Origin of the sequence: Rahnella sp. JUb53, assembly GCF_004346065.1 — a bacterium.
Classification (GTDB): Bacteria; Pseudomonadota; Gammaproteobacteria; order Enterobacterales; family Enterobacteriaceae; genus Rahnella; species Rahnella variigena.
Map to the genome: position 1 here is coordinate 325225 of NZ_SLYT01000003.1, position 12914 is coordinate 338138.

Consider the following 12914-nt stretch of genomic DNA (forward strand, 5'->3'; position numbering starts at 1 on the left):
ACAGACGGCAAGGCGAAATGCCTTTGCAATGACCGCTTTTTTCGATGGATCGATTCCCGTGTGAGTTTCCTCCCGCGTAACAGATACCGTCCTCGACTCAATGCGTCTGCGTCGCTATAATGTCGCGTCTAATTTTTCCGGAATGGTTTCGGACGCTCTCGAATACAGGGCTACGTTCTGATACAGAACTGTCCCGGTTCTTAGAAGTCGTTTTCAAGGTAAGTTCGCGCACTCGATGCTGCTTCTCATCTTGAGAACGACTTCTGGAGTTGACCGAGCACTGTGATTTTTTTTTGAGGTAACAAGATGCAAGTTTCTGTTGAAACCACTCAAGGCCTTGGGCGCCGCGTAACGATTACTGTTCCTGCTGAAAGCATTGAAAAAGCAGTGAGCAGTGAACTGATCAACGTCTCTAAAAAAGTACGTATTGACGGCTTCCGTAAAGGCAAAGTACCAAGCCACATCATCGAACAGCGTTACGGCGCGTCAGTACGTCAGGACGTGCTGGGTGATCTGATGCAACGCAATTTCGTTGATGCGATCATCAAAGAAAAAATCAATCCGGCTGGCGCACCTAACTATATCCCGGGTGAGTACAAGCAAGGTGAAGACTTCAATTTCTCCGTAGAATTCGAAGTGTACCCGGAAGTTGAGCTGAAAGATCTGGAAAACATCGAAGTTGAAAAACCTGTTGTTGAAGTTAACGACGCTGATGTTGATACCATGCTGGAAACTCTGCGTAAGCAACAAGCTGACTGGAAAGAAACTGACGCTGCAGCCACTGCTGAAGACCGCGTAACCGTTGATTTCTCCGGTTCTATCGACGGTGAAGATTTCGAAGGCGGCAAAGCCTCTGATTTCGTACTGGCTATGGGCCAGGGCCGCATGATCCCAGGCTTCGAAGAAGGTCTGGTCGGTCACAAAGCGGGTGAAGAATTCACAATCGACGTGAACTTCCCGGAAGACTACCACGCTGAAAACCTGAAAGGTAAAGCAGCTAAGTTCGCGATCACTCTGAAGAAAGTTGAAGAGCGTGAACTGCCAGAACTGACGCCAGAATTCATCAAACGTTTCGGCGTGGCTGATGGTTCTGTTGAAGGTCTGCGCGCTGAAGTGCGTAAAAACATGGAACGCGAGCTGAAAGGTGCTGTTCGTAACCGCATCAAAACTCAGGCAATCGACGGTCTGGTCAGCGCTAACGAAATCGACGTGCCAGCTGCACTGATCGACGGCGAAGTAGATGTTCTGCGTCGTCAGGCTGCACAACGTTTCGGCGGCAACGAAAAACAAGCGCTGGAACTGCCACGTGAGTTGTTCGAAGAGCAAGCTAAACGTCGCGTCGTTGTTGGTCTGCTGCTGGGTGAAGTGATCAGCCAGCACGAACTGAAAGCTGACGAAGATCGCGTTAAAGCGCTGATCGAAGAAATGGCTTCTGCGTACGAAGATCCACAAGAAGTTGTTGAGTTCTACAGCAAAAACAAAGAGCTGATGAACAACATGCGTAACGTCGCTCTGGAAGAACAAGCGGTCGAAACTCTGTTGTCTAAAGCGAAAGTGACTGAAAAAGCCACTACCTTTACTGAGCTGATGAACCAGACTCAACCTGCATAAGTTAATTGCACGTTGCTGAACCTGTTTACAGGTTCGCTTCTCAGGCCCGCAGTTTTTACTGCGGGCTTTTTATTTGCTGAAAATCAGGTGTTTTTTGTTTTTGACTGTTGTTTTTGCACTATATTTATCACTATAAGGCACAGCCCACGTAGAAACCTCACACTGGCCTCATCCAGAATGGCTTTCACCGGTTCAGGACAGCGTGAGAAAAAGAAATATTCCTGCAGGCTTGAAAAAAGGGGCTAAATCCCCCAATTGATAAGAACGAACCCAGGTAAATTTGTAGTTAAAATCTGACTGATAACGACCGTCAGGCGTGTAAATGGCGACTTGGCCGCTTGAGCATAGTCATGTGTGCCTATCTCAAGTAGAATCGGTTTTAAAGAGCGCCAAACAGAATCTATTAGGAGACGGTTATGTCATACAGTGGTGAAAGAGAGCAATTTGCACCAAACATGGCGTTGGTACCCATGGTGGTTGAGCAAACTTCACGGGGCGAACGTTCATACGACATCTTCTCCCGTCTGCTTAAGGAACGCATCATCTTCCTGACAGGTCAGGTTGAAGACCATATGGCTAACCTGATTGTTGCCCAGATGCTGTTTCTGGAAGCAGAAAGTCCGGAAAAAGACATTTATCTTTATATCAACTCACCGGGTGGTGTGATCACTGCCGGTATGTCGATTTATGACACCATGCAGTTTATCAAACCGGACGTCAGCACCATTTGTATGGGGCAGGCTTGTTCAATGGGGGCATTCCTGTTGACCGCCGGTGCAGAGGGCAAACGTTTCTGTCTGCCAAACTCACGCGTGATGATCCACCAGCCACTGGGCGGTTTCCAGGGCCAGGCGACGGACATCGAAATCCACGCAAAAGAAATTCTCAAAGTGAAATCACGTATGAATGAGCTGATGGCGAAACATACGGGTAAAACTCTTGAAGAAATAGAGCGTGACACTGAGCGTGACCGTTTCCTGTCTGCTGATGAGGCTGTACAGTACGGGTTAGTGGATTCCGTATTTACCCATCGCGCCTGACGGCTTATTTCTGCCGGGCTGATGGTCTATAGTTATACTCATACGGATGTCTCAACGGCAGGTTTTGTATTAAGCAAAACCTGCCTGCCATGAGTCATAACAGGAATGAACAGACATCAGCCAATCATGCGGCTGTTGTGTAATATGGTCGTGCCGTGGTGTTCTTGTTACGCTGCGGGACTGATACTAGAGAAGAGGTTTACTGATGACAGATAAGCGCAAAGACGGTTCAGGAAAGCTGCTGTACTGCTCTTTTTGCGGCAAAAGCCAGCATGAAGTGCGTAAGCTGATTGCCGGGCCGTCAGTGTATATCTGCGATGAATGTGTCGATTTATGTAATGACATTATTCGCGAAGAGATCAAAGAAGTCGCGCCACACCGTGAACGCAGTGCATTACCGACGCCGCATGAAATCCGTCAGCACCTTGACGATTATGTCATCGGCCAGGAACCTGCGAAAAAAGTGCTGGCTGTGGCTGTGTACAACCACTACAAGCGCCTGCGTAATGGCGATACCAGCAACGGTATCGAATTAGGCAAGAGCAACATTCTGCTGATCGGGCCAACCGGTAGCGGTAAAACGCTGCTGGCTGAAACCCTGGCGCGTTTCCTGGATGTGCCATTTACGATGGCTGATGCTACCACGCTGACCGAAGCGGGTTACGTTGGTGAAGACGTCGAAAATATTATCCAGAAGCTGTTGCAGAAATGTGACTACGACGTACAGAAAGCGCAACGCGGCATTGTTTACATTGATGAAATCGATAAGATTTCCCGCAAATCTGACAACCCGTCTATCACGCGTGACGTGTCGGGCGAAGGTGTTCAGCAAGCGCTGCTGAAACTGATTGAAGGCACAGTGGCTGCCGTTCCACCGCAAGGCGGACGTAAGCATCCACAGCAAGAATTCCTGCAAGTTGATACATCGAAAATCCTCTTTATCTGTGGCGGCGCATTTGCCGGTCTGGATAAAGTGATTGGTCAGCGTATCAACACCAATACCGGTATCGGTTTTGGTGCAGAAGTGAAAGGCAAAGAACAGAAAGCGACCGAAGGTCAGTTGCTGGCGCAGGCTGAACCAGAAGATTTGATCAAATTTGGTCTGATCCCTGAGTTCATCGGCCGTCTGCCCGTGGTAGCGACCCTGAGCGAGCTGAACGAAGAAGCTCTGATTCAGATTCTGAAAGAGCCGAAAAATGCCCTGACTAAGCAATATCAGGCATTGTTCAATCTGGAAGGCGTTGAACTGGAATTCCGCGATGAAGCGCTGGTTGCGATTGCGAAAAAAGCCATGGTCCGTAAAACCGGTGCCCGTGGTCTGCGTTCCATCGTAGAAGCCGCATTGCTGGACACTATGTATGATCTGCCGTCTCTCGAAGATGTCGAAAAAGTGGTGATTGATGAGTCCGTGATTGCGGGCCAGTCAGAACCTCTGATGATTTATGGCAAACCAGAAGCACAACAGGCATCTGGCGAATAATTAGCCAATCTATCCAGAGAGTTAGCCATGAAATGGGGGATTTTGTCCCCCATTTTTTTTTCGCACATTCTTATCGTTGAATGTCAGACATTCATCCCCATATACTCAGTTAACGACTTGCTGAAACCCGTCTGACTCGTGTTTCACGAGATTTCCTTAACCTGGCGGAAGCTAAACTAAGAGAGAGCTCTATGAACCCTGAGCGTTCTGAACGCATAGAAATCCCCGTATTGCCTTTGCGCGATGTGGTGGTTTATCCGCACATGGTGATCCCGTTGTTTGTTGGCAGGGAAAAATCGATTCGGTGCCTCGAAGCTGCGATGGATCACGACAAAAAAATCATGCTGGTGGCGCAGAAAGAAGCTTCAACAGATGAGCCGGGCGTTAATGACCTCTTCTCCGTGGGTACGGTTGCCTCAATATTACAAATGCTGAAGCTCCCGGACGGCACGGTCAAAGTGCTGGTGGAAGGGTTACAACGTGCGCGTATTACGACACTTTCTGACAGTGGCGAGCATTTTGCTGCCCAGGCGGAATATCTTGAATCTCCGGCCGTGGATGAACGCGAGCAGGAAGTTCTGGTGCGTACTGCGATTAATCAGTTTGAAGGCTACATCAAGCTGAACAAAAAGATCCCGCCGGAAGTGCTGACTTCGCTGAACAGTATTGAAGATGCTGCACGTCTGGCTGACACCATCGCTGCGCATATGCCATTGAAACTCGCTGACAAACAATCCGTGCTGGAAATGTTTGATATCACCGAGCGTCTTGAATATCTGATGGCGATGATGGAATCGGAAATCGACCTGTTACAGGTTGAGAAACGCATCCGTAACCGTGTCAAAAAACAGATGGAAAAAAGCCAGCGCGAGTACTATCTGAATGAGCAAATGAAAGCGATTCAGAAAGAACTTGGCGAAATGGACGATACGCCTGACGAGCATGAGGCGCTGAAACGCAAAATCGAAGCGGCCAAAATGCCGAAAGATGCGCGTGAAAAAACCGAAGCTGAGCTGCAAAAGCTGAAAATGATGTCGCCAATGTCCGCCGAAGCCACGGTTGTCCGTGGATATATCGACTGGATGCTTCAGGTGCCATGGAATGCCCGCAGCAAAGTGAAAAAAGACCTGCTCAAAGCGCAGGAAGTTCTGGATACTGACCACTATGGTCTGGAGCGTGTCAAAGACCGCATTCTGGAATACCTCGCAGTACAGAGTCGTGTCAGCAAAATTAAAGGGCCAATCCTGTGTCTGGTCGGGCCTCCGGGTGTGGGTAAAACCTCACTGGGTCAGTCAATCGCACGTGCGACTGGCCGTCAGTATGTACGTATGGCGCTGGGTGGCGTCCGTGATGAAGCGGAAATCCGCGGTCACCGTCGTACCTATATCGGTTCCATGCCAGGCAAACTGATCCAGAAAATGGCGAAAGTCGGGGTTAAAAACCCGCTGTTCCTGCTTGATGAAATCGACAAGATGTCATCGGACATGCGTGGTGATCCCGCTTCTGCTCTTCTGGAAGTGTTGGATCCGGAACAGAACGTGGCGTTTAACGATCACTATCTGGAAGTCGATTACGACCTGTCAGATGTGATGTTTGTGGCGACCTCGAACTCGATGAATATCCCGGCTCCGCTGCTTGACCGTATGGAAGTGATCCGTCTTTCGGGCTATACCGAAGATGAAAAACTGAACATCGCCAAACAGCATTTGCTGCCGAAGCAGCTTGAGCGTAACGCGCTTAAGAAGAACGAACTGACGGTAGATGACAGTGCAATTATCGGCATTATCCGTTTCTATACCCGTGAAGCGGGTGTGCGTAGTTTAGAACGTGAGTTGTCTAAACTTTGCCGAAAAGCAGTTAAACAATTGCTGATGGATAAAAACATCAAGCACATTGAAATCAACGGCGACAACCTGAAAGATTTCCTCGGCGTGCAGAAGGTCGATTATGGCCGTGCTGATACCGAAAACCGTGTGGGCCAGGTCACTGGTCTGGCGTGGACCGAAGTGGGCGGCGAATTGCTGACCATCGAAACGGCCTGCGTACCGGGCAAAGGTAAGCTGACTTACACCGGTTCTCTGGGTGAAGTGATGCAGGAATCCATTCAGGCCGCGCTGACCGTTGTGCGTTCACGTGCTGACAAACTGGGTATCAACCCTGACTTCTACGAAAAACGCGATATTCACGTTCACGTACCAGAAGGGGCAACGCCGAAAGATGGTCCGAGTGCCGGTATCGCAATGTGTACTGCGCTGGTGTCTTGTCTGACGGGTAACCCGGTTCGTGCGGATGTTGCGATGACAGGTGAAATCACTTTGCGTGGTCTGGTTCTGCCAATTGGCGGTCTGAAAGAAAAACTGCTCGCAGCCCATCGTGGTGGCATCAAAGTGGTTCTGATCCCGGATGACAACAAACGCGATCTGGAAGAAATTCCGGCAAACGTGCTGGCAGATCTTGAGATCCACCCGGTAAAACGCATTGATGATGTTCTGAACATCGCATTGCAAAATCCGGCTTACGGCGCACTGCCGGTGGCAGCAAAATAGTGACATCAGCTTACACAGTTGAATAAAACTCAGGCTGGCAGGTGAAATCTCACTTGCCAGCTTTTTTTTGTGCCGTTAACGTAGTCAACGGTCAAAGGGTTTCAGGCTGCTTTCAGTCGCTTGCATCGCTCTGACAAGATTGATATAACAGCAGCGCGGTCACGTCTGCAGGGAAAATGCGGCGTGATGAACGAAATTAAGAGGGGATGATAAGAGTGAATAAGTCACAATTGATCGACAAAATTGCTGCCGGTGCTGATATTTCTAAAGCCGCAGCGGGACGTGTTTTAGATGCTGTTCTTGCATCTGTCACTGACACCCTGAAAGCGGGGGATGAAGTAGCTCTGGTAGGCTTCGGTACTTTCTCCGTGCGTGAACGTTCAGCACGTACTGGTCGTAACCCACAGACCGGTAAAGAAATCAGCATTGCAGCAGCCAAAGTACCTGGCTTCCGTGCAGGTAAAGCGCTGAAAGATGCCGTTAACGGCTAATTATCTGCAAGCTGACGTTATAACCGTGTGAGGCGCATCACTGATGCTTTTTCATTCAGGTCTGGTTGTTAAACAATAACCTGACGTCATCGGGCTGGTAAGGTAAGATACAAGGCGCATCGAGAACGATGCGCTTTTTTTATTACAGCGGAGTGTTGCCTCACTATGATGGACAATTTACGCGCGGCTTCCAACAACGTCGTGCTCAAAATCATTCTGGCCCTGATTATTCTGTCCTTTATTTTGACAGGGGTGGGCAACTACCTGGTCGGCGGTTCAGGCGACTATGCAGCGAAAGTGAATGGTCAGGAAATCGGTCGGGCTCAGTTAGAGCAGGCTGTGCAGAACCAGCGTAACCGGTTGCAGCAGCAACTTGGCGATCAGTTCTCTGAACTGGCGGGCAGTGACGGTTACATGCAGCAACTGCGTCAGGAATCCCTGAGCAATCTGATTGACGTCACTTTGCTGGATCAGTATTCCAAAAAATTGGGTATTGCCGTCAGCGATCAGCAGATCAAAGACGCGATTTTTGCCACCCCACAATTCCAGACTGATGGCCGTTTTGATAACGCCAAATATCTGCAAAGTATCCAGAGCATGGGATACAGCGCGGATAATTTTGCGCAGTTGATGAAACAGCAGCTTATCAGTCAGCAACTTGAGCAGGCTTACGGCCAGTCAGATTTCGTTTTGCCGGTAGAAAGCAAATCATTGGCTGCACTGCTTCTGCAGGTTCGTGAAGTACAAACCGCCACTCTTGATACCGATGCGCTGGCTGCTAAACAGCAGGTCACTGACGCAGAGTTACAGGCTTTCTACGACCAGAACAAAAACAGCTTTATTTCCCCTGAGCAGGTAAAAGTCAGCTACATCGAAATGGATGCCGCGGCCATGCAGGGCAAAACTGAAGTGACAGATGCTGATATCAGCGCCTATTACGATCAGCACAAAAGTGAGTTTGGTCAGCCTGAACGTCGCCGTTACAGCGTCATTGTCCTTAAATCACAGGCTGATGCCGACGCGGTTGCCGCCGAGCTGAAAAAAGGGACTGACTTTGCCGAACTGGCTAAGACTAAATCTACCGATGCCCTGAGCGCTAAACAGGGTGGTGATTTGGGCTGGATGGAACCTGAAACCACATTGCCAGAATTTAAGAACGCTAATCTGACGGCTAAAGGTCAGGTTTCCGGCGTGATTAAATCTGACAGCGGTTTCTTCATCCTGCGCCTTGATGACGTGACGCCTGAGCAGGTCAAACCGTTAGCGGCTGTCCGTAACGCGATCACTGACAAGCTTAAGCAGGAAAAATCACTGGATGCTTACTACGCGCTGCAACAGAAAGTCAGCGAAGCCGCAACTAATGACAATGAATCTCTGACTTCAGCCGAAGAAGTTGCAGGAACTAAAGCGGTGCATACCGACTGGTTTACCCAAAACCAAATTCCTGCTGGCATCAACTTCAAACCTGTCGTTCAGGCGATCTTTGATGGCGGTCTGATTGGTCAGGACGGTTCTCCGGGCAGTAACTCCGATATCATTACTGTCGATGGCGATCGCGCCTTTGTGGTTCGTGTAGAAGCGCATAAAGCGGAAGGCGTGAAACCTTTTGCTGAAGTGAAAGATCAGGTGACGACGCTGGTTAAACGCCAGAAAGCACAAGATCAGGCACGGATGGATGGCGAAAAACTTCTGACCGCTCTGAAAGACGGCAAAGGCGATGACGCGATGAAAGCGGCAGGTCTGAGCTTCGGTGCTGTGCAGAAAGTCCAGCGCAGTCAGCAGCCTTCTGCGTTTGAATCTAACGTCTACGCGTTGCCACATCCTCAGAAAGACCAGCCAGTTTATGGTCTGACTCAGGACAATAAAGGCAACAGCGTGCTGGTTAAACTGAATACTGTGACGCCGGGTGTCGTTCCTGAAGCGGATATCGCGCGTTTCAATCAGGAGATGCAACAAACCTCCTCGAACGTAACCTTTGATGCCTTGCTGACTAATCTGCGTCAGGAAGCGAAAATCAAATACGGTTCAGCTGCACAAAACCAGTAAACGCCGCAAAGTTTTGCAACGCGTTGCAACAAACAAAGGCCGCTTTCGCGGCCTTTTCCATATTTGAAACTTGCCCGTTGTTCGATTTTCCTGCCTGATGCACTCTCTCCGTGCTGTCAAACACATGGAGGATACAGCATGAAAAAATTAGGCATTACATCACTTTCGTTGGCTCTGGCACTGGGGCTTTCTACTCTGCCCGTTATGTTACACGCGGCACCCAATGCCACCAGCCCTGTGGCGACTACCACGGCAGCGCCGGTAACGGCTGCAGGTAAAGTCTCAGGCCCGCAAGTGAAAAAGGAGCAGGTTGCGGTTACAGATGAAAGTACTGTCAGTATCAACACTGCGACAGCAGAGGAATTTGCCAAGGTGATGAACGGGGTAGGGATGAAGAAGGCGCAGGCCATCATCAGCTATCGCGAAGAACTTGGGCAGTTTACCGATGTGGAACAACTGCGCGAAGTACCGGGAATTGGTGCTGCATTATTTGAACGTAACAAGGACCGTCTGAAATTGTGACGGATGTCGCGGCGGTAAACCCTCAACGGTTGCCGCCGTTTTCTTCTGCTAATCTCTAAAGACATCTGACCAGTTTGGTTGTATGCCTCAGACGACTATCAGGAGTTTTTTAACCACTATGCACACCTTTATCAAAGTTCGCGGCTTTCATATCGACGTCTATCAGCACGTCAACAATGCGCGCTATCTTGAATTCCTCGAAACTGCCCGCTGGGAATGGCTCGATAATCAGTCGGGTTTCCAGTGGATGAGCAAAAATAAAATCGCGTTTATCGTGGTAAATATCAACATCAATTATCGCAAACCCGCAGTGCTTGGCGATGTGTTGCGCATTGACAGCAGCATGCAGCAATTAAACGGACGCAGTGGTGTGCTGGAACAGGTTGTGACCTGTGAGGGCGAAGTGGTTGCCGATGCGACGCTGACGTTTGTCTGTATCGACTTGCGTACGCAAAAGGCGTTGCCGCTGGAAGGTGAGTTGCTGGAGCGATTACGTGAACTGGAGCTGGAAAACGACTGATTCGGCTAAGTACTGATAAACATGCTGATTAATAGAAAACGGGTGGTCTGATGGCCACCCGCTTTGCTTCTGACGTCTGCTTAATCAGCGCAGACCGGTTTTCTGCTTCAGGCTGTTCATCACGCCTGTTTTATCCTGCTGAAATTGCTGCAAACCGTTGGCGCGCAAATGACAGGCCGCACATTCGCCACAGCCATCACCGGCAATGCCGTTATAACAGGTCAGCGTTTTATGGCGGACCAGATCCAGTTGCTGATAATAATCAGCCAGCGCCCAGGTTTCGGCTTTATTCAGCCACATCAGCGGCGTTTCAAAACGGACATCGCGTGCCAGACCGAGCGAAACGGCCGTGTTCAGCGCCTTCACGAACTCATCACGGCAATCCGGATAACCGGAGAAATCTGTTTCACAAACCCCGGTGATCACCGCTTCAGCCTGGATCTGATAAGCGTAAATTGCTGCCAGTGTCAGGAATAAAATATTACGACCTGGAACGAAAGTGCTTGGCAGGCCGCCGTTATTTTCATCCCCAAAGTTAGGCACCGGAATGTTATCGCGGGTCAGGCTGCTGACGGCCAGTTCATTTAACAAGCCAACATCCAGCACCTTGTGCGCACGGGCGCCAAGTTCCACTGATAATTTCTGTGCGATTTCAATTTCAGCACGATGGCGCTGACCATAATCGAACGTGACGCAGTGGACTTCGTCATATTGCTTCAGAGCCTGAATCAGACAGGTTGTTGAATCTTGTCCGCCGCTAAAAACTACCACTGCTCTTTTCATTCTGATTACCTGTTGTTGAAACCATTATCTGAATTCACTGCCCGCCGGACAGTAAAACTGCCCTAATGTTACTTTTCTTTAGTGCCAGAGTGTAGTGAAAGAGTGTAGTGAAACAGCTCCTTCACGCATTTTCATCCTGCAGGGGCGGCGGAACCCAGGCCTGACTAAAATCGAACCAGCCCCAGGCCGTAAGCTGAACTCCGCTGATACGCGGTGGCGCACTGACCTGATATTGATAATTAAACAAGGGTGTCACGATGCCTGATTTCATCCATTTAAAGAAATGATCGCGAAGCTCATCCGAACGACGGTTTTCCTGCGGGATTTGCTGAATCACTTCCAGGCGCTGTTGCTGACACGCATAATCTTCATCGCGCAGGATCCCCGGCCAGAGCGGGTCTTGCTGTAGCCAGTTTTCAAGCGATGCTTCGGGCGATTCACCAATCAGGCGGTCCCCGAGCAGAAGATCGGCTGAGCGGAGCAACGCATCGTCCTCCCAGAGCCTGCCAGCATGGTAACCAATCTCAAGCCGACAACCTTCTTCCGCCAGCCGTTCTTTTAGCGCCTGTGCTACCAGCTCAAATTCAACCGGCGGATGAAACAGCAATGTCAGTTTTTCCGGCAGCAGAACATCCGCATCATCATGCAAAGGAATTGGCCAGCCCGGCAGCATTTCTTTGCTGGATTTCACCAGGTCATGATCGATAGGCAAATTATTTAACATGCCGCTGCGCTGGATCAGACTAACAATTTTCCGCGCCTGCGCCTCATTTAACACACCGCGCCGGAGATTGGCGGCGATATAGCAAAACCCCAGGCTGGTGCTGCGTCTTACCGGTTTTACCCGCGATAATTCTTCTTGCTCGCCAAGAATGATCCTGACCGGATGCTGACAGCTGACATTGTTCTTCTGAGCAAACAGTTGTGGCGTGATCCAAAACTCAATCGCCGCCAGATAAGGATGTTGCAGCGTATACAACGTGTGTTGCTCCAGCCGGACCAGCTCAGGGGAAAACGTGGTCAGGCGGAAAGGTCCGGCACCAATGTGCGGATCTTCAGGGTGCGAAAGCAGGCAATTGAGATCGGCAAAACGATGTGCCAGCCAGTAATCGGGTTTATCGAGATCAAATTGCAGGCATAGCGCGTGAGGCTGCGACAGTCGGGTGACGGACGCCAGATTGTGTTTGCCGCGTGACGAATTTTTTAGCTGCTGGAACCGCGCCATCAGTTGTGCTGTTTTAAGCGGCTCGCCGTTATGCCAGAACAACTGACTGCGCAGAAAAAACTGCCAGGTTTTGCCATTGTTACTGACCTGCCAGTGATGTGCCAGATCAGGCTGTGGCGCAGAGTTTCCCGGAATATAACGCGTCAGACCCGCATGAATGGTGTGGGCGAGATGCTGCTCCGCCCGCCCGGTCAGGGTCAGAGGATCCAAAGGCTGGAGAGGGCGGTAATAAGGTATGCGTAATGTGGGGGCGTCTTCCTGCCATTGTCCGCCAAGATGCGGTGCCAGCAGGGCATTGAGGTGTGTGGGATCCAGCTGGCTTAATTGCAGTGCCGCAGAATGTTCACCGTTAATCAGTAATTCCTGTAAATAGGAGCCGCGCAGATCTTCGGGTGTTCTCAGGCAGCAGAGCGAGGCGCGTTTACCGCGGCCAGCCTGTGATTTCCATTCAATCCAGCCCGCATCTTGAAAATGAGTAAGTAAAGTTCGCGTATGGCGTTCGCTACAGCAAAAAATGTCTGCCAGTTCTGCCACAGTAAGCTGAACCGGAAACGATCCGGTTTTGAGATGCAGACGCTGGAATTGATTAAGGCGGTTTTGCAGGCGCATGATAAATACGGAACCTTATTTTTCAGGTTAACTTGTTTGTT

The 12914-nt window shown here is 50.0% G+C and carries 10 protein-coding genes; 8 read left to right on the forward strand and 2 right to left on the reverse strand.

The window, feature by feature from the left end:
- Positions 1-306: 306 nt before the first annotated feature.
- The 8 genes from tig to EC840_RS09295 all read left to right on the forward strand — a co-directional run bounded on the left by tig (position 307) and on the right by EC840_RS09295 (position 10256).
- Positions 307-1611 (forward strand): trigger factor, encoded by a 1305-nt coding sequence (gene tig, locus EC840_RS09260; protein WP_112287507.1) that lies wholly within the window; start codon positions 307-309, stop codon positions 1609-1611.
- 416 nt (positions 1612-2027) lie between these two features.
- Entirely contained in the window at positions 2028-2651 is a 624-nt protein-coding gene (gene clpP, locus EC840_RS09265) for an ATP-dependent Clp endopeptidase proteolytic subunit ClpP (RefSeq protein WP_056771081.1), read from the forward strand.
- Between the two features lie 205 nt (positions 2652-2856).
- Positions 2857-4131 (forward strand): ATP-dependent protease ATP-binding subunit ClpX, encoded by a 1275-nt coding sequence (clpX, locus tag EC840_RS09270; protein WP_112287508.1) that lies wholly within the window; start codon positions 2857-2859, stop codon positions 4129-4131.
- 191 nt (positions 4132-4322) lie between these two features.
- Complete coding sequence (gene lon, locus EC840_RS09275) at positions 4323-6677, forward strand: endopeptidase La (RefSeq protein ID WP_015698322.1); 2355 nt, start codon at positions 4323-4325, stop codon at positions 6675-6677.
- A 215-nt stretch (positions 6678-6892) separates the two neighbouring features.
- Positions 6893-7168 (forward strand): nucleoid-associated protein HU-beta, encoded by a 276-nt coding sequence (gene hupB / locus EC840_RS09280; protein WP_013576637.1) that lies wholly within the window; start codon positions 6893-6895, stop codon positions 7166-7168.
- A gap of 165 nt (positions 7169-7333) precedes the next feature.
- Positions 7334-9214, forward strand: coding sequence for a peptidylprolyl isomerase (gene ppiD, locus EC840_RS09285; protein WP_132965055.1), 1881 nt, complete (start codon positions 7334-7336; stop codon positions 9212-9214).
- 138 nt (positions 9215-9352) lie between these two features.
- The gene (locus EC840_RS09290) at positions 9353-9736 is read left to right on the forward strand and encodes a helix-hairpin-helix domain-containing protein (RefSeq protein ID WP_113876142.1); all 384 of its coding nucleotides are present in this window, start codon (positions 9353-9355) and stop codon (positions 9734-9736) included.
- 118 nt (positions 9737-9854) lie between these two features.
- Complete coding sequence (locus EC840_RS09295; protein WP_132965057.1) at positions 9855-10256, forward strand: YbgC/FadM family acyl-CoA thioesterase; 402 nt, start codon at positions 9855-9857, stop codon at positions 10254-10256.
- An 84-nt stretch (positions 10257-10340) separates the two neighbouring features.
- On the opposite strand, the gene queC is transcribed toward EC840_RS09295, so the two are convergent.
- Together queC and EC840_RS09305 are read right to left on the reverse strand one after the other, a co-directional pair.
- Positions 10341-11039 carry a 7-cyano-7-deazaguanine synthase QueC gene (gene queC / locus EC840_RS09300; protein WP_112287512.1) on the reverse strand — a complete coding sequence of 233 codons (699 nt, stop codon included), beginning with the start codon at positions 11037-11039 and terminating at the stop codon, positions 10341-10343.
- Positions 11040-11160: 121 nt separating this feature from the next.
- Positions 11161-12873, reverse strand: a complete 1713-nt coding sequence (locus EC840_RS09305; RefSeq protein WP_129638317.1) for an SgrR family transcriptional regulator — start codon at positions 12871-12873, stop codon at positions 11161-11163.
- Positions 12874-12914: the final 41 nt, after the last annotated feature.

Coding starts and splice junctions, on each gene's coding strand:
- EC840_RS09295 (WP_132965057.1), top strand. CDS start 9,855: ATGCACACCTTTATCAAAGTTCGCGGCTTTCATATCGACGTCTATCAG.
- clpX (WP_112287508.1), top strand. CDS start 2,857: ATGACAGATAAGCGCAAAGACGGTTCAGGAAAGCTGCTGTACTGCTCT.
- lon (WP_015698322.1), top strand. CDS start 4,323: ATGAACCCTGAGCGTTCTGAACGCATAGAAATCCCCGTATTGCCTTTG.
- EC840_RS09290 (WP_113876142.1), top strand. CDS start 9,353: ATGAAAAAATTAGGCATTACATCACTTTCGTTGGCTCTGGCACTGGGG.
- clpP (WP_056771081.1), top strand. CDS start 2,028: ATGTCATACAGTGGTGAAAGAGAGCAATTTGCACCAAACATGGCGTTG.
- ppiD (WP_132965055.1), top strand. CDS start 7,334: ATGATGGACAATTTACGCGCGGCTTCCAACAACGTCGTGCTCAAAATC.
- queC (WP_112287512.1), bottom strand. CDS start 11,039: ATGAAAAGAGCAGTGGTAGTTTTTAGCGGCGGACAAGATTCAACAACC.
- tig (WP_112287507.1), top strand. CDS start 307: ATGCAAGTTTCTGTTGAAACCACTCAAGGCCTTGGGCGCCGCGTAACG.
- EC840_RS09305 (WP_129638317.1), bottom strand. CDS start 12,873: ATGCGCCTGCAAAACCGCCTTAATCAATTCCAGCGTCTGCATCTCAAA.